Below are 15,102 nucleotides of genomic sequence, written 5' to 3'. Positions count from 1 at the left end.
CGGCCGCTACCGAATCACGAACGCCGGCTCTTCGATCCGCTCGCTCTTACACTCCGGGCACCGAGAGGGCTCGTTGATCGGGTCGTCGAAGCCGTCGAAGCCGCAGTCGCGGCACTCGGGCGGCGCGACCAGCAGCTCCGCGTCGCCGTCGACCGACCGCGAGACGTGTTCCACGTGGTCGTACACCACCGGAGTCGGCAGCGACAGCGTCTCCCCGAGGTCGCTCGCGGTCGCCGGCTCCTCCCGAAGCATGTCGGCGATGCGCTGGCGGGTCGTCTCCATGGGCCGAATTCGACGGCGACATATAAAACGCCGACGGCGCGGTCAACTTCTCTCCCCGCCTCACTCGTCGGCGTTCGGCGCCAACACCGCCAGCGCGGTGGCGTCCGCGGTCGGTTCGACCACCGCCTCGCCGTCGAACCGGGATATCCCTCTCGCGCGCGACCGCGTAGCCGCCGGCGTCGAACGAGGGCGCCTCCGCCGCCATCTCGTGGGAGAGCGGCGTGGGATCGTGGGTCGTCTCTCACTCGGCGTCTGAGGCGTCGTCGCCGTCGAGCAGCGCCGAAATCCGATCGCCGATCCGCGCCATCGTCGCGTCCGAGAGGCCGTGGCCGTCGCCCTCGTCGATCCGGAGGTCGACCGCCGCGCCGGCCCGGCGGAACACATCCGCGGTCGCACGCACGCGCTCGACCGGGGCGTACGGGTCGCCCTCGCTGCTGTCGAGCGCGACGGGCGTGCCGGCGAGGTCTCCGTTCTCAGCCGCCCCGCCGTCCTCTCCGACGATCACCGATCGCTCCGTCGGGTCCTCGCCCGGAAGCGCCGCGGAGACGACGAACGCGCCTCCGTACCGCCGCGGGCGACGGCGGAGGAACTCGCTCACGACCGCGCCGCCCTGCGAGACACCGACGAGGACGACGCGCTCGGGAGGGAGCCCGATATCGCCGGCGGCGTCGACGGCCGCGGCGACGCAGTCGACGGCCGAGGTCAGCGCCGGCTCGTTGGCGGCGATCGGCGCGTCGTGGCCGGCCGGGAACCAGTTCGAGCGGACCGCGTTCGGGGCGAGCAGCGCCGCGCCCGGGCGGTAGAACTCGTCGGCGAGGCGGAGCAGTCCCTCGGCCGTCCCGCCGCGACCGTGGACGAGCACGACCGCGACTTCCGCGGCCGCGGCCGGGGCGCCGCCGGTCTCCAACGTGGCGGCGGCGTGCGGCCCTTCGACGCCGGAGAGCGTCCGAGTCATCGGTCGGCGTCCGCTCGGGTGCTCGCGTCCCCTCCCCTCCCGATCTCGAAGTCGGGAAGCTGGCTCTCGATCAGCTCGCGGTCGTCCTCGAACCGCGGCGGGAGGTACAGCTCGGTCGCGTGGCCGGAGGCGTCGGGGTCCGCGAGTCCGGCGGTCTGCGGGCCGTCGGGCGTCGGTGCCTCCGTCGCGAGTTCGACGAGGAGCCCGCCGGGGCCGCGCACGTACAGCGAGTGGAAGAAGTGGCGGTCCTTCACCCGAGACACGTCGTAGCCGCGGTCGCGGAACAGGTCGTGCCACTCGAGCAGCGCCTCGCGGTCGGGGACGCGCACGGCGGCGTGGTGGAGCGCGCCCGGTCCCTCGCGGAGGTACGGCGCGTCCCGGTCGAGGAGGTCGACGACGGTCGCGCGGTCGCCCGGGGCGCGGTACCGGATCCGGTCGCCGGTCTCCGCCTCGTACTCGAAGCCGAGCGTGTCGAGCACGCTCGCCGTCCCGTACGGGTCCGCGGGGAGCGCGGTGACGCCGTACAGCCCGCGGATCGCGGCCGACTCGGGGACCGGATCGGACCCGGGGGTCGGGTCGCGGTTGCCGGTGTCTCCGTCGACGTCGCTGATCCACGGGTCGCCGTCCGCGTCGCTTTCGACCAGTTCGACTCGGGTGCCGGAGGGGTCGGAGACGGAGAGGACGCGGTCGCCGAATCGGTCGGAAGCGGCGGGTTCGTCAGGCCCGGCGGCGTCCCCGACCGCGACCTCTCGGTCGGCCAGTCGCTCGCGCCAGTAGCCGAGCGAGCCGGGCGGGACCGCGAAGGCGACGGCGGCGTACCCGGGCTTCCCGGCGCGGCCGGGGTCGCCGTGGGGGTCCGGGAAGACGGTGAACACCGAGCCGGGCGAGCCGGTCGCGTCGCCGAAGTAGAGGTGGTACTGGTGGGTGTCCTCGTAGTTCACGGTCCGGCGCAGGAGGCGGAGCCCGAGGGTCTCCGCGCAGAACGCGGCGTGCTCGCCGGGATCGCCGACGATCCCCGTCACGTGGTGAAGGCCGGGGGTGTCCGAGGGCATGCCTAGAGGTGGGTCGCGCCGGCGCAAACCGGTGTCGGTCGGGGAAGGAGGCAACGGAGAGGCGATCGGGTAGAGATCGCCGCCGGCCGCCTCAGGAGAGCCACAGCAGTCGAACGTTGCTCGCGGTGAGGTAGGTCCCGACGACCGTCAGCAGAATCGGCGGGTAGTAGTAGAGGAGTCCGTCGCCCTCGCGGGCGCCGCGGACGCTGACCCAGATCAGGAACAGGTACACGGCGATCTTCAGGGCGACGAGGCCGCCGAGTCCGAACGCGTCGAGCGCGAAGACGACGAGCGGGTTCGCCTCTCGGATGGCCGGGACGTACTCCAGAAAGGCGATCGTCGAGACGATGTCACCGACCCCGTACGTCGCCGTCGCGGCGATCCACAGCCAGTAGAACTGCTGTGGCCGTCGGCGGTAGGTCGGGCGTCGTCGCCGTCGATCGCGGGACCGGGACACGCCTCGACGTGTCGGGGGGACGACGTGAATCTGCCGGTTCGGTTTGGAGACGGGGAGCGGAGGCGCAGAGGGGGAGAGCGCGACGCTTCCGGATCGTTCAATGGCGCCCGCGCGGAGGGATCGGCATGGGAACGCCACTGGAGCCGCGGGAGGAGCAGGTCGAGGAGGTCCTCGACCGGCTCTACGAGGAGTACCCCGATTCGACGATCTCGCTGAACTACTCGAACCGGCTGGAACTGCTCATCGCCGTGATCCTCTCCGCGCAGTGTACCGACGAGCGCGTGAACGAGGTGTGCGCGGATCTGTTCGAGACGTACGAGACGCCCGAGGAGTACGCGAACGCGCCCCAAGAGGAGCTCGCGGAGGCGATCAACTCGATCACCTACTACAACAACAAGGCGAAGTACATCCGGTCGGCCTGCGCCGATATCGCCGAGAAACACGACGGCGAGGTCCCCGACACGATGTCGGAGCTGACCGATCTGGCGGGCGTCGGTCGTAAGACCGCCAACGTCGTGCTCCAGCACGGCCACGACGTGGTGGAGGGGATCGTCGTCGACACCCACGTCCAGCGCCTCACCCGCCGGCTCGCGATCACGGAGGAAGAGAGCCCGACGAAGATCGAACAGGACCTCCTCGACGTGGTTCCCGAGGAGGACTGGCAGCAGTTCACGCACCTCATGATCGACCACGGCCGCGCCACCTGCACCGCGATCAACCCGGAGTGCGCCGACTGCGTGCTCGCGGACGTGTGCCCCTCCGAGAAGGGCGACGGCGACGTGGACTTAGCGAGCGGCGAGGCGTGGTGAACCGGGTAGGGAGACGCAGCGGACTACCGTGTTCGGGACAGAGTACTTAAAGACCCAAACGATCGGGGGAGATCGCCGATCCGTTCCCTCTGAAAGGGAACTCGCTTCCGGGTTTATTCATACACACGGCGTATCCGTAAGTGAGGAGAGACACTATGTCCACGAAAACCACAAACGAGTTCGGCGGAGAGATCGGCGGCGTCACGCTCCTGGGGAAGGCGCACTCGCTGTCGGCGCTGTTCATCGTCCTGCTTCGGGCGACCATCGGCGGAATGATCCTGTTCGCCGGCCTCGGGAAGGTCTCGGAGTGGCCGTTCGACGCGGCCGGGTACCTCGCGAACATCGACCCCGCGAGCCCGGTCAGCGGCCTGTTCGCCGCGATGGCGTCGAACGCGGCGCTGATGGAGGTCGTCAACGTCGTCGTCCCGGTCACGCAGCTGCTCATCGGTGCGGCGCTCATCGCCGGGGCGTTCGTCCGGCTGGCCGCGTTCGGCGGCGCGATGCAGATGGCGCTGTTCTACCTCGGCGGGTGGAGCGGCGACGCGCTCGCGCTGTTCGACTCGACGCTGGTGTACGCGATCGTGTTCCTCACGGTCGCCGCGTTCGGCGCGGGCCGCGTCCTCGGCCTCGACGCCTACATCGAGCAACTGGAGGTCGGCGGGCAGGCGCTGATCGAGAAGTTCCCGGCGCTCCGGTACGTCCTCGGCTGAACGGGGACGGTATCGGGCGAGAGGAATCGGGGTGAGAGAATCGATCGGGCGCGTGAACGCGCGCCGCCGACTCGTTTTCGACACGCTGAGTCCGGCTCGGTCGGTTCGCTTTTGATGCTCGATTTGTGAATGGGAGCGACGATTTCGCGATCGATCGCGATGTGTGAGGCGATCGAATCACGGAAGACACGGACGAGGCCACAGCCGATCGTTTGGCTCTGTTGAAATCCTCAGCAAGTGATATATTTTAACCCACTCGCGGTCAGTACAGGTGCCTTAGGAATCGCTCGGTAAAGAACGATAGCAGACCGATCTGTACGAGTTATCCGGGCAGTCAGTCAGCGCCTTCCGACTCCTCGGTAGTCGTCTGTCTAACTGGGAGTATCTCCGTGTCGGGTGCGTCGAACGGACTGTCAGGTCCGGTGAGCCACGCGGAGAGGTAGACGACACTGGCGGCGACGACAGCCGGTAGCAGTTGGACCGTGAAGACGCCGTAGACAACCGTGACAGCGATCACAGCGCGAGTGAGTGTGTGGCGTTCCGCGCCGCCGTAATACACTAGCACGGCGACGACGAGCGCTGAAAGCAGGAACCCCGCTCCGATTAGAACTCGGGCCATGACTGTCCAATACGCAAGTCCACAGACGCCAATCAGCACCAGCGCCGCAACAATATAACCGCGCTTTAGGGAGGGCATGGTAACTCCTTTTCGTCCGAACATAATAAATTACAGTTATTAGTCACGAAGCACTCTTCAGTGACCGGCTGTTTCTGGTGGGAACCTGTCTGAAGAATAGGATTTCAACAGAGCCGATCGTTTATAAATCGGTGCTGACGGACCGACGGTGAACGCTTCCGAACCTCCAACCGCTCGGCCGTACGATGGAACATGTTGACTCTATTTAAAACCTCGATAAGTGACACATTCCGCAGCGGTTGCGGTCAATACAGTGGACTCACGAACCGCTCAGTACAGTAAGCTCAGTTAGAAGAATCCGAGTAGACCTGCTCCACCAATCAAAACCATGCTGACGCCCAGCAAGAGTATCAAGACCTGCTCCAAGCCGAGGGCGTTGTACCCCATAGAACCGAGTACCATGCGCTGTCTATTAGTTTTATCTCCGAGCATAGGATAGTTCGCACCTCTCATCGACCAGCTGTTTCAGGCGAGAAATCGCCTGAAGAATAGGATTCCAAGGGAGCCAAGATCTTATAAAGAGCTGATCTCGACCAACACCGCCGAAGCCCCAGCCGCGAGGCGGGCGCACGCTCGCCGCGCTCCTCGCTCGCATTGCTCGCTGCGGTGCTCGCATCGCCTGCGCCCGCCTCGCGGCTGCCCCTTCGAGTCCCACCTCGCACGGCACCTCACACCTCCCCAGCCTCGTCGGTCGCCGTCGCTTCGCTCGGCGACCGACTCCAGCGAGGGATCGAAGGTCCCTCTGGTAGTCGGCGCGTAGCGCCGGCTACCTCCCGCGTGCTCCTCGCGGCCGCCTTCGGCGGCCACTCGCAGGCACGCGCCGCCGCAGTCGTGTTTTTAAGTTCGAACCGTCGACACCGGCTCGCCGTTTCGGCTTCCAATCCTTATAAGACCGCGCGGCCGATACGGTGCGGTAATGGAACTCGGTTCGCGGGACGCGTTCGCCCGGATGGGGACCCTCGGCATCGAAGAGGAGTTCTACATCGTCGATGCCGACGGCCGCCCGACCTCGGGGACCGACGATCTCGTCTACGGCCGCGACCCCCCGGCGGAAGTCCCGGAGGGGTTCGACCACGAGCTGTTCAAGTGCACCATCGAGGCGCAGACGGAGCTGATCGAGGACCCGTCGAACGCGGCCGCCGCCCTCTCGACGGTTCGGGAGGCGCTCGTCGACCACGCCGCCGCCGACGGCTACCGGATCGCGGCCGCGGGGCTCCACCCGGCCGCGAAGTGGCGCGAACTCGACCACGCCGAGAAGCCGCGGTATCAGGCGCAGTTGGACCGGATTCAGTACCCCCAACACCGCAACACCACGGCGGGGCTCCACGTCCACGTTGGCGTCGACGACGCGGACAAGGCGGTGTGGATCGCCAACCGGCTCCGGTGGCACTGCCCGATCCTGCTCGCCCTCTCGGCGAACTCCCCGTTCTGGAACGGCTTCGACACCGGGCTCGCCTCGGCCCGCGCGAAGGTCTTCGAGAACCTCCCGAACACCGGTGTTCCATCGGCGTTCGACGACTTCGACGCCTTCCACGCTTTCGAGCGCCGGATGGTCGAGCGGGGATCCATCGACGACCGCGGCGAGCTCTGGTTCGACGTGCGCCCCCACACCGGCCACGGCACGGTCGAGGTGCGCGCGCCCGACGCCCAGCGCGACCCGGCGGTCACCCTCGCGCTCGTCGAGTACGTCCACGCGCTCGTCGTCGACTACGCCGAGCGCTACGCGGACGACGAATCTGCACCGGCCCTCCGCCGGGAGCTGTTAGACGAGAACAAGTGGCGGGCGATCCGCCACGGTCACGACGCCTCCTTCATCGCACGCGACGGCGAGGAGACGGTCTCGCTGGGCGAGGTCGTCGCCGACGAGTGCGACCGCCTCGGAATCGAGGGGATCCGAGACGTGTACGACGCCGAGAGCGGCAGTCAACGCCAGCGCCGGCTCCGTGACGAGGGCGGTCTCGACGCGCTCTGTGAGGACCTCGTGTTGTCACCGTAGGCGGGAGGACGCGAGGTTCCGTTGGAACCGAAACGACGAGAAACGCTTTTGGGCGCGCGGACCGGAGTTTCCGGTATGACCACGGACGATTCCGTCGACGACCCCGACGACGATCCCGCTTCCGACGCCGCCGACGGTCCCGGTTCCACCGCCGACGAGTCGCCGACCGAGCGGACCCGCGAGGAGCTCCGGAAGACCAAGGAGCGGCTCGGCGAGAGCGCGGACAAGGCCGTCAAGGGATTCGACGACAACGTCGTCGATCTCCTGTCGTGGCTGCTCGACACGGAGACCCGCGCGCGGATCTACGTCTACCTCCGCGATAACCCGAACAGCACCAGCGACGAAGTCGCCGACGGCACCGGGCTCTACCCGAGCACGGTCCGCGAGGCGCTCGCGGAGCTGCACGACGAGGGCACCGTCGAGCGCGACAAGCGGGAGGCGAGCGGCGCCGGCAACAACCCCTACGAGTACGAGGCGATCGCGCCGAGCGAGCTGGTACAGGGCGTCGTCGGCGACGTGCAGCGGGAGCTCAACGCCGTGTTCAACCTCGACCGCCGACTCGGCGGCGAGTCGCCCGACGGCGACGCGGAGCCGGTCCAGATCTCGGTCAACGGGGATGACGAAGAAGAGGAAGACGAGGGGGAACAAGCCGACGAGGACGGCGAGGCCGACGACGGCGACGAAGACGGGGACGACCGCTAGGCCACACCACGCGCTCCCGCTTCGAGACCTTTTAAGTCCCGTCCGCGCAATCAGTGCGCATGAACGTCGCGCTGGGTGGTACGTTCGATCCCGTTCACGACGGCCACCGGAAGCTGTTCGAACGGGCGTTCGAGCTGGGTGACGTGACCGTCGGGCTCACGTCGGACGAGCTCGCGCCGAAGACCCGACACGTCGAGCGGTACGTCCGCCCGTACGACCGCCGGAAGCGCGACCTCGAAGCCGAACTGTCCGGCCTCGCCGACGAGCACGGCCGCGAGTTCGAGGTCCGCGAGCTGACGGACCCGACCGGCATCGCCGTCGAGCCCGAGTTCGACGCACTGATCGTCTCCCCGGAGACGAGGGAGGGCGGGAAGCAGATCAACGAGATACGCCAGGAGCGCGGCCACGACCCCCTCGAACTCGTCGTGGTCGACCACGTGGCGGCCGAGGACGGCGAGCGCATCTCCTCGACCCGGATCGTCGCCGGCGAGATCGACGAACACGGCAACCTCACCCCCGACCGGGAGGGGCGGGGGGCGACTCGCCCGGAATGACGACGGACAACGACGACGACTCCGGACGCCCCGCGCTCCTCGCCCGCGTCGCCCTCGGCGAGACGGGGTTCGAACGCGCCGCGGTCTGGAGCGCGGTCGGCTTCGCGGTCTCGTACGTCGCCTTCGACGCGGTCTCGATCGGCGCCTCAACGGCGGCCGCGCTGGGGGCGACAGGGGTCCCGCAGAGCCTCGCCGCGCCCGTCGCCGGGACACTCGCGGTGCTGACCGCGGTCGGCGTCGTCGCCTTCGCCGCGGTCGGTGGGGGCGTGCTCCCCGCGGTCCTCCTCGCGTACGGCCCCTTCGCGGCGGTCCTCCTGCGGACGACCGGTCCGGAACCGTACGCGATCCCGCTTTCCGACCCCGTCCCCTTCCTCGCCGCCGTAGCCGAACCGCTCGGCGTCGCCGTCGCTGGCGCGGCCGCGGTCGGTCTCGCCGGCTACGCGATCGGGCGCGTTATCGCCGGGATCGGAGGGAATGAGAGAGAAAGCGACGCGGTCCCCGCGGAGGAGAGGGAGGAGCGGGAGGGGAAGGGGGAAAGCGCAGGCGCGGACGACTGATTCTCTTCGTTCAGCATTATACAAGGTGGAGCCTCCGACCTCAAGGAGCGAGTGTAGCGAGCGAGTAGGTCGGAGAGGAAACCGACATGGTACGACACAACCGACATACTGTGGCCACCTGACTCCCAAATAGTTAAGAACCGATAGCTCTTCATCTGAAGCATGGAGGTGCGTCGAACCGCGCCGGTCAAGCTCGTCGTTCCCGGCGAGCGACGCGACGACCTCCACGAGTCAGCTCGCCAGTTCCTTCACTGTGCGAACCATGCCGCCGAGTTCTGTTGGGACGAGCGCTCCTACACGAACTGCGTTACGGCGAACTCAACTGCGCGAGACGCGCTCTATGAGGAACTGCGAGCGGAAACTGAACTCACCGCGAACCTCGTCCAAGAGGCTATCCGACGTGCCGTCCAAGCAACGAAAGGTGTCGTTAAACGGTGGAAACAAGGGAAGCGTGTGAGCCAACCAGAGTTCACGTCGTGGAGCATGGTCTACGACAAGCGGAGTGCGACGTTCTACCGGAATAAAGTCTCGCTTTCAACCGTCAACGGGCGTGTTGAGTGCGAGTTTGAACTCCCAGCAGACAGCCCGACACCCTACGAACGGTATGTTCTTTCGGACGAGTACGAGTTCCGGGCGAGTACACTACAGTACGACAAGGCGACCGACGAGTTCTACTTCCACATTACGACCCGGAAGGACGATGACGACGAGTCCGAGGGTTCGGCAGATACCGGGCACCAAACAGTCCTCGGTATCGACCTCGGCGTCAACAGCCTTGCAGTTGCTTCGACCGGCACGTTCTGGCAGGGAGACGAGTACGACCATTGGTGCCGCGAGTTCGAGAAGCGGCGCGGTGAGATGCAACAGCGCGGTACGCAGGCCGCACACAACGCCCTGCTTCGGCTCGGGAAGCGCGAAGAAGCGTGGCGGAAACAGTACATCCACACGGTTGCCAACGAGATCGTTTCGGAAGCCGTCGAACACGACTGCAACCTGATCGTGTTCGAGGACCTAACGGACATCCGTGAGCGGCTTCCGGACGCGAAGTGGCACCACGTCTGGGCGTTCCGACGCCTCTACGAGTACATCTCCTACAAGGGGCCTGAACAAGGTGTCTCCGTGGTGGAGGTTGAGCCGAACCACACGTCCCAACGGTGTTCTCGGACAGACTGTGGGTTCACGCACGAAGCGAACCGTCAGGGAGAACAGTTCGAGTGCCAGAAGTGCGGGTACGAAGTGAACGCGGATTACAACGCGGCGAAGAATATCGGGGTGCGATACGCCCGAAAGCGGAAACACAGCCTCCGTTCCTCGCCCAAGTCGGGGAGCGGAGACGCACCAGTAGACGTGCGTATAAATGGTGGGATGTTGAACGGTGAGAGTTACCAGCCTATTGCTGGCGACTGATTGCCGGGAGTCCACATCAAAGCCCTACCCTCAAGGACCGAGGCGCAGAGCGCCGAGGGAGTAGGGTAGGGTAGTTTACTGCCCGTCGAGCGTTCCGTTAAGCACCTTCGCAGCGACGAGTATCGGGTCCCACACCGGCGAGAATGGGGGCGCGTACGCGAGATCCAGCCGCTCGACCTCGGGAACGGTCATGTCCGCCTCCAGCGCGGTCGCGAGCGTGTCGATCCGGATCGCGGCCCGGTCGGGACCGACGATGCTCCCGCCGATGAGACGTCCCGTGTCGCGGTCGGCGACGAGGGTCACGTCGGTCGGCGCCGCGCCGGGGTAGTAGCCGGACCGAGAGCCGGCGGTCACGGTCTCGCGGACCGGGTCGAAGCCGGCATCCCGGGCCGCCTCGTCCCCGACGAGTCCGACGCGGCCGGCCTCCATGTCGAAGGCCTTCACGACCGCGGTGCCCGCGATCTCGCCCACCGGCGAGGGGTCGCCGGCGACCGTGGCGCCGATCGCTCGCCCGGCTCGGTTCGCGGTGAGACCGAGCGGCATCCACGCCTCCTCGCCGGTGACGGCGTGGATCGCGGTCGCGCAGTCGCCTGCGGCGTACACGTCGGGGAGGCTCGTCCGCCCGTACTCGTCCGTGCGGATCGCGCCGCCCTCGCCGAGTTCGGCGCCGGTACCGTCGAGGAGTTCGGTGTTCGGTCGGATCCCGACGCCGACGACCGCGAGGTCGGCCTCGATCGGGTCCTCCCCCTCGATCACGACCGCCTCGATCCGGTCGTCGCCGACGAGTTCCACGACGGGAGCGTTCGTGTGGACCGTCACGCCCTTCGCGTCCAGCTCGGTCTCGACGCGCTCACCGACGGCCTCGCCGAAGTCCGAGAGGAGGTGTCCGGAGCGATGGAACAGGTGTACGTCGAGCCCGCGACCGGAGAGCGCCTCGGCCATCTCGACGCCGACGTAGCCGCCGCCGACGATCGCGGCCGTCTCGGGGGCCGGCATCGCGGCGTTGCGCTCGACGCGCTCGCGGTCGACCGCGCTCACGTCGGCGCGTTCGTGGTCGTACGCGTCCGGCTCGGCGATGTACGCGTCGATCGCGGCGGCGGCGTCCATGTTATGAAGGGTGAAGGCGCCGTCCACCCCGCGCACGTCGAAGGAGCCGGTCGAGGCGCGACCGCCCGTGGCGACGAGCAGGTCGTCGTAGGGCTGCTCGAAGGAGTCGCCCTCGGTGGTCTCGACGGCGACGGTCTCCGCGTCCGGGTCGACGCCGACGACTTTGTGGCCCCGCCGGAGGTCGATCCCGCGCTCGTCGACCTCGCTCGGCGACAGCGAGAGGAGGTTCGACATGCGCTCGACGCGCCCCTCGATGAAGTACGGCATCCCGCAGTAGGCGTACGAGATCCACCGGCCCATCTCGAAGACGACGACGTCGCGATCGGGCGCCTCGCGGCGGAACTTGCTGGCCGCGCTCAGTCCTGCCGCGTCGGCACCGACGACGACGAACGGATCGCTCATGAACGCACCGACGGCAGGAGGTCGTAAAAATCCACGCCGGGAGTGCGGATCGGGCGCCCGGAACGCCGCGCCCGCCGTCCGGTTACGCTTCGTCGGCGCTGTCGCCGTCCCCGGCGGCGTCGTCGGCGCTGTCGTTGTCGCCGTCACCGCCGTCGTCCCCGCCGTCGGCCAACCGCCCGAGCGTCTCCCGGGCGTTTTCGACGGCGGCCTCCTTCTTCGCCGGGTACGCCTCGACCTTCGCGCGGACGGTGATTCCGGGGCCGAGTCGGACCTCGCCCCGGAACGCGGCCTGCTTGTCGACGCGGAGGAACAGCGCGCAGTTGTCGTCGACCCGCTGGTCTAGCTCGTCGATAACGCGGTCGACCTCGTCGAGCCCGGAGAGCCGATCGAGTACGTGACGCATCCCGTCGGCGTTCTCGATCCGAGCCGAGAGCACGACGATCCGGTCGCCGTGGTGGCCGACGTTCTCGACGCGGTCTAGTTCGGTTTGCTCGGGGAGGAACGTCCGGAGGGCGTCCGCGACCCGCTTTTCGTCCTCTGTGGCGTACGCGAACGCCCGGAGGTCGACGTAGTGGAAGGGGACTGTAGGCATGCGGGTCGGGAAAACGGAGAGTTACTCCTCGCTCTCGACGGCGTCGAGGTCGTCCTCGGGGACGCCGGTCTCCTGACCGTCCTCGAAGCTGACCGTGTAGGTCGCGTCGCCGAACATCGTCTCCATCACCTGCGTGATCGTACCTGTCTCGCCGTCGTGCTCGCTGTGTTTGTCGTGGAGCACGACCTCGTCTTCCTTCTCGAAGCTCATGCGCCAACCTTCCGCTGGCACGCTTAAAAGCGCCCGGATTCGCGGCGATCGGCGGGAGGAGCCGGCGGCGAGAGAGACGCCGCCGCTCCCGCCCGCTTCCGTCACCACACCGCCAGAATCGCCGCCCCGAGCGACACCGTCAGCACGACGACGACGGCCGCCGTGACGACCGCGCTGTCGAGCGCGAGCGCGATGGCGACACCGGCGGCGAGCGCGAGGAACGCGGCGATCGCCCCGGGGACGCCGCCCCGCTCGATCAGCCGCTCGACCGCGTTCGCCGCGCGCTGAGACGGCGTGACCTCCGGCGTGCGCTCCGGCGGCTTCGTGAACGCCTCGTCGACGACGACCTCCTCGCGGACGGTGTCCTCGGGAGGGTCGATCCGGAGGTTCACGTACCGGGTCTCAGAGCCGTAGCCGGTGACGATCTTCAGCTTTCCCCGGACCGGTTCGGTCACGTCGTCGACGGAGACGTGGACGTGTCTCGTGGACTCGTCGTCGACGAAGTGGTTCGCCTCGTCGACCGACACGACCCGGTCGAGGTCGTCGTCGAAGTGCAGGTGGACGTGCGTGGAACGGCCCGCGTTTTCGAGCGAGACCGCGAACGGGCCGGTCGTCTCGAACCGGTTGGGCGCCCCGATCGAGTGAACCGCGTCCCCGTTCAGTTCGACGGAGAGTGTCGACACGTTCGGGTCGACGCACTCACACTAAAAAAAGATGCAGTACGGATGGAGGCTGTCAGTGCGGGACGAGGGAAGAGGGGAAGCGTGCGCGTCCTACGCCGCCGCTTCCTCGCGCATGTCCGGCGGGAGGAGGTTCGGGATACCGTCCTCGATCGGGTAGGTCTCGCCGCAGTCGGTACACGTGAGCGTCCCCGCGAGGATCTCCTCGTCGTCTCGCTCGTCGACGTCGAGATCCAGGTCGGCCTTGTCGAGCGGGCAGCAGACGACGTCCATCAGGGATTCCTTCATGCGGCGTCGTTCGCGCGGACCGTTAAAAAAGCGTGCGGGTTGACGAGCGCGTGGCCCAGAGCGTTTCTGGACGTCCCCGGAGATCCGCTCCTCGATGGCAACGACTTTGCCGGTCGGTCACGCCCGGCGAGGTATGGGGATCCCGTCGGAACGGATCGACCGGCTGTTCGCGCTCGCTCGCGAGGCCGTCGTCGACGACGAGTACGACCGCGCGCGGGAGTACGTCGCGCTCGCGCGCCGGATCGCGGAGCGGAACCGCTGCGGCGTCCCCGCCGAGTTCTCCCGGAAGACCTGCGACGACTGCGGCGTCTACCTCCGCCCGGGGAAGACGAGCCGCGTCCGTCTCCGACCCGGACGGGTCGTCGTCCGGTGTCGCGAGTGCGGGTCGACCGCGCGGTACCCGTTCGAGTGACCCGCCGCGGCCCCCAGCCCCGCCCTCGGACCGCGAAAGCGTCAGCGTTTATGGCTCGCCCCGCGTTCTCGCGACAATGAGCGTCCCCTGCGTCGCGGTCGAGCGCGAGCGCGGCGAGGCGGTCCGCGAGCGGCTCGCCGACGCCGACGCCCTCGACGGCGACCACGAGATCGCGGTCGACGGCGACACGATCTACATCCCCGTCGCGGACCCCGAGGCGGTCCCCGGCGAACTCACGACGGCGATCGTCGAGCGCGACGCCGCCGAGCGCGACCGCCCGCGGACCCCCGCCGCGATCCTCGGCTACGAGCCCTCGCTGGAGCGGCTCGGCGACATCGTCATCGTCGACGAGGACGACGACGAGCGCGCCCGCGAGATCGCCGACGCGGTGATGGCCTCCGACGTGCCCTGCGAGACGGTTCTCAACCGGGCCTCCCCGATCGAGGGCGAACTGCGCGTCCGCCGCTGGGACGTGCTAGCGGGGGACGGCACCGAGACGGTCCACCGCGAGTACGGCCACGAGTTCCTGTTGGACGTGGCCGAGGTGTACTTCTCCCCGCGGCTCGCCACCGAGCGCCACCGCGTGATCGAGCAGGTCGACCCCGACGAGACCGCGATCGACATGTTCGCCGGCGTCGGCCCCTACGCCGTCCCGATGGCGACTCGCGGCGCCGACGTGGTCGCCTGCGACCTTAACGAGCGCGCGGTCGAGTACCTCCGGGAGAACGCCGAGCGCAACGGCGTCGCAGACCGCGTGACCGCGATCGCCGGCGACGTGCGGGCGATCGCCGACGAGTACGCCGGGGCCGCCGACCGGCTCGTGATGAACCTCCCGCACTCGGCCGGCGAGTTCCTCGACACGGCCGTTCGGCTGGCGGGCGACGACTGCGTCGTCCACTACTACGACATCCAACACGAGGACGACCCGTTCGGCCCCGGGACGCGGGCGATCCGCGAGGCCGCCGGCGACGCGTACGACGTGACCGTCGAGACCGAACGCGTCGTTCGGTCGTACGCGCCACACGAGTACAACGTCTGTCTGGACGTTCGCCTCTCGCGGGCGTGAGCGAGGCGTTCCGGGAGTGGCGGCGCTGTCCGATGCAGGACCAGCGACAGCGTGAGCGCCGTCCCGCCCGGGGAACGCCGACGGGTCGGGACGGCTGCGGGCCCGTCACATGACAAGAGTCCACGGCCGCGAGACGGTCGGGCCAGAGGCGATTTCGCGCTTGGCAC

19 protein-coding genes are annotated in these 15,102 nt (G+C 68.1%); 9 read left to right on the top strand and 10 right to left on the bottom strand.

Annotated features, from left to right (window positions below; genetic code table 11):
* Positions 1-6: 6 nt before the first annotated feature.
* The 4 genes from FGL94_RS01590 to FGL94_RS01570 form a co-directional block, all read right to left on the bottom strand.
* Complete coding sequence (locus tag FGL94_RS01590; RefSeq protein ID WP_144920297.1) at positions 7-282, bottom strand: transcriptional regulator; 276 nt, start codon at positions 280-282, stop codon at positions 7-9.
* Positions 283-523: 241 nt separating this feature from the next.
* Entirely contained in the window at positions 524-1,237 is a 714-nt protein-coding gene (locus tag FGL94_RS01580) for an alpha/beta hydrolase (protein ID WP_144920295.1), read from the bottom strand.
* Complete coding sequence (locus tag FGL94_RS01575) at positions 1,234-2,289, bottom strand: VOC family protein (protein ID WP_144920293.1); 1,056 nt, start codon at positions 2,287-2,289, stop codon at positions 1,234-1,236. The genes FGL94_RS01580 and FGL94_RS01575 overlap by 4 nt, the downstream gene beginning before the upstream one ends.
* A 91-nt stretch (positions 2,290-2,380) precedes the next feature.
* On the bottom strand, positions 2,381-2,746 hold the full coding sequence (locus FGL94_RS01570) for a hypothetical protein (protein ID WP_144920291.1): 366 nt from the start codon (positions 2,744-2,746) through the stop codon (positions 2,381-2,383).
* Between the two features lie 125 nt (positions 2,747-2,871).
* Here FGL94_RS01570 and nth point away from each other — a divergent pair, with 125 nt between their 5' ends.
* Together nth and FGL94_RS01560 are read left to right on the top strand one after the other, a co-directional pair.
* Complete coding sequence (gene nth / locus FGL94_RS01565) at positions 2,872-3,555, top strand: endonuclease III (RefSeq protein WP_144920289.1); 684 nt, start codon at positions 2,872-2,874, stop codon at positions 3,553-3,555.
* 155 nt (positions 3,556-3,710) lie between these two features.
* Positions 3,711-4,265, top strand: a complete 555-nt coding sequence (locus FGL94_RS01560; RefSeq protein ID WP_144920287.1) for a DoxX family protein — start codon at positions 3,711-3,713, stop codon at positions 4,263-4,265.
* A 334-nt stretch (positions 4,266-4,599) separates the two neighbouring features.
* Here FGL94_RS01560 and FGL94_RS01555 read toward each other — a convergent pair whose 3' ends face one another.
* Positions 4,600-4,962: a hypothetical protein gene (locus FGL94_RS01555; RefSeq protein ID WP_144920285.1), complete on the bottom strand. Its 363-nt coding sequence runs from the start codon at positions 4,960-4,962 to the stop codon at positions 4,600-4,602.
* 916 nt (positions 4,963-5,878) lie between these two features.
* Between FGL94_RS01555 and FGL94_RS01550 the strand changes: the two genes are divergently transcribed.
* The 5 genes from FGL94_RS01550 to FGL94_RS01530 all read left to right on the top strand — a co-directional run bounded on the left by FGL94_RS01550 (position 5,879) and on the right by FGL94_RS01530 (position 10,178).
* Positions 5,879-6,958: a glutamate--cysteine ligase gene (locus FGL94_RS01550; protein WP_144920283.1), complete on the top strand. Its 1,080-nt coding sequence runs from the start codon at positions 5,879-5,881 to the stop codon at positions 6,956-6,958.
* A gap of 75 nt (positions 6,959-7,033) precedes the next feature.
* The gene (locus tag FGL94_RS01545; protein ID WP_144920281.1) at positions 7,034-7,660 is read left to right on the top strand and encodes a winged helix-turn-helix domain-containing protein; all 627 of its coding nucleotides are present in this window, start codon (positions 7,034-7,036) and stop codon (positions 7,658-7,660) included.
* Between the two features lie 59 nt (positions 7,661-7,719).
* Entirely contained in the window at positions 7,720-8,214 is a 495-nt protein-coding gene (locus FGL94_RS01540) for a phosphopantetheine adenylyltransferase (RefSeq protein WP_144920279.1), read from the top strand.
* Entirely contained in the window at positions 8,211-8,771 is a 561-nt protein-coding gene (locus tag FGL94_RS01535; protein WP_144920277.1) for a hypothetical protein, read from the top strand. The genes FGL94_RS01540 and FGL94_RS01535 overlap by 4 nt, the downstream gene beginning before the upstream one ends.
* Before the next feature lie 162 nt (positions 8,772-8,933).
* Positions 8,934-10,178, top strand: a complete 1,245-nt coding sequence (locus tag FGL94_RS01530) for an RNA-guided endonuclease InsQ/TnpB family protein (protein ID WP_144920275.1) — start codon at positions 8,934-8,936, stop codon at positions 10,176-10,178.
* A 75-nt stretch (positions 10,179-10,253) separates the two neighbouring features.
* On the opposite strand, the gene FGL94_RS01520 is transcribed toward FGL94_RS01530, so the two are convergent.
* The 5 genes from FGL94_RS01520 to FGL94_RS01500 all read right to left on the bottom strand — a co-directional run bounded on the left by FGL94_RS01520 (position 10,254) and on the right by FGL94_RS01500 (position 13,457).
* Positions 10,254-11,687: an FAD-dependent oxidoreductase gene (locus FGL94_RS01520; protein WP_144920273.1), complete on the bottom strand. Its 1,434-nt coding sequence runs from the start codon at positions 11,685-11,687 to the stop codon at positions 10,254-10,256.
* Between the two features lie 82 nt (positions 11,688-11,769).
* Positions 11,770-12,279, bottom strand: coding sequence for an RNA-binding protein (locus FGL94_RS01515; protein WP_144920271.1), 510 nt, complete (start codon positions 12,277-12,279; stop codon positions 11,770-11,772).
* A 21-nt stretch (positions 12,280-12,300) separates the two neighbouring features.
* Positions 12,301-12,489: a DUF1918 domain-containing protein gene (locus FGL94_RS01510; RefSeq protein WP_144920269.1), complete on the bottom strand. Its 189-nt coding sequence runs from the start codon at positions 12,487-12,489 to the stop codon at positions 12,301-12,303.
* A gap of 101 nt (positions 12,490-12,590) precedes the next feature.
* Positions 12,591-13,172 (bottom strand): DUF7524 family protein, encoded by a 582-nt coding sequence (locus FGL94_RS01505; protein ID WP_144920267.1) that lies wholly within the window; start codon positions 13,170-13,172, stop codon positions 12,591-12,593.
* A gap of 90 nt (positions 13,173-13,262) precedes the next feature.
* Entirely contained in the window at positions 13,263-13,457 is a 195-nt protein-coding gene (locus FGL94_RS01500; RefSeq protein ID WP_186313309.1) for a methytransferase partner Trm112, read from the bottom strand.
* 133 nt (positions 13,458-13,590) lie between these two features.
* Between FGL94_RS01500 and FGL94_RS01495 the strand changes: the two genes are divergently transcribed.
* Positions 13,591-13,869: a ribonuclease P protein component 4 gene (locus FGL94_RS01495; RefSeq protein WP_144920265.1), complete on the top strand. Its 279-nt coding sequence runs from the start codon at positions 13,591-13,593 to the stop codon at positions 13,867-13,869.
* A gap of 76 nt (positions 13,870-13,945) precedes the next feature.
* Positions 13,946-14,935: a class I SAM-dependent methyltransferase gene (locus FGL94_RS01490; protein ID WP_144920263.1), complete on the top strand. Its 990-nt coding sequence runs from the start codon at positions 13,946-13,948 to the stop codon at positions 14,933-14,935.
* Positions 14,936-15,102: the final 167 nt, after the last annotated feature.

It is taken from the genome of Halorubrum salsamenti (genome assembly GCF_007671685.1).
Taxonomy (GTDB): Archaea; Halobacteriota; Halobacteria; order Halobacteriales; family Haloferacaceae; genus Halorubrum; species Halorubrum salsamenti.
This window is presented reverse-complemented; position numbering and strand designations above follow the sequence as displayed.

Excerpts from the sequence above, each read along its gene's own strand:
- FGL94_RS01590 (WP_144920297.1), bottom strand. The coding sequence starts at position 282 with ATGGAGACGACCCGCCAGCGCATCGCCGACATGCTTCGGGAGGAGCCG.
- FGL94_RS01580 (WP_144920295.1), bottom strand. The coding sequence starts at position 1,237 with ATGACTCGGACGCTCTCCGGCGTCGAAGGGCCGCACGCCGCCGCCACG.
- FGL94_RS01575 (WP_144920293.1), bottom strand. The coding sequence starts at position 2,289 with ATGCCCTCGGACACCCCCGGCCTTCACCACGTGACGGGGATCGTCGGC.
- nth (WP_144920289.1), top strand. The coding sequence starts at position 2,872 with ATGGGAACGCCACTGGAGCCGCGGGAGGAGCAGGTCGAGGAGGTCCTC.
- FGL94_RS01560 (WP_144920287.1), top strand. The coding sequence starts at position 3,711 with ATGTCCACGAAAACCACAAACGAGTTCGGCGGAGAGATCGGCGGCGTC.
- FGL94_RS01555 (WP_144920285.1), bottom strand. The coding sequence starts at position 4,962 with ATGCCCTCCCTAAAGCGCGGTTATATTGTTGCGGCGCTGGTGCTGATT.
- FGL94_RS01550 (WP_144920283.1), top strand. The coding sequence starts at position 5,879 with ATGGAACTCGGTTCGCGGGACGCGTTCGCCCGGATGGGGACCCTCGGC.
- FGL94_RS01545 (WP_144920281.1), top strand. The coding sequence starts at position 7,034 with ATGACCACGGACGATTCCGTCGACGACCCCGACGACGATCCCGCTTCC.
- FGL94_RS01540 (WP_144920279.1), top strand. The coding sequence starts at position 7,720 with ATGAACGTCGCGCTGGGTGGTACGTTCGATCCCGTTCACGACGGCCAC.
- FGL94_RS01535 (WP_144920277.1), top strand. The coding sequence starts at position 8,211 with ATGACGACGGACAACGACGACGACTCCGGACGCCCCGCGCTCCTCGCC.
- FGL94_RS01530 (WP_144920275.1), top strand. The coding sequence starts at position 8,934 with ATGGAGGTGCGTCGAACCGCGCCGGTCAAGCTCGTCGTTCCCGGCGAG.
- FGL94_RS01520 (WP_144920273.1), bottom strand. The coding sequence starts at position 11,687 with ATGAGCGATCCGTTCGTCGTCGTCGGTGCCGACGCGGCAGGACTGAGC.
- FGL94_RS01515 (WP_144920271.1), bottom strand. The coding sequence starts at position 12,279 with ATGCCTACAGTCCCCTTCCACTACGTCGACCTCCGGGCGTTCGCGTAC.
- FGL94_RS01510 (WP_144920269.1), bottom strand. The coding sequence starts at position 12,489 with ATGAGCTTCGAGAAGGAAGACGAGGTCGTGCTCCACGACAAACACAGC.
- FGL94_RS01500 (WP_186313309.1), bottom strand. The coding sequence starts at position 13,457 with ATGAAGGAATCCCTGATGGACGTCGTCTGCTGCCCGCTCGACAAGGCC.
- FGL94_RS01495 (WP_144920265.1), top strand. The coding sequence starts at position 13,591 with ATGGGGATCCCGTCGGAACGGATCGACCGGCTGTTCGCGCTCGCTCGC.
- FGL94_RS01490 (WP_144920263.1), top strand. The coding sequence starts at position 13,946 with ATGAGCGTCCCCTGCGTCGCGGTCGAGCGCGAGCGCGGCGAGGCGGTC.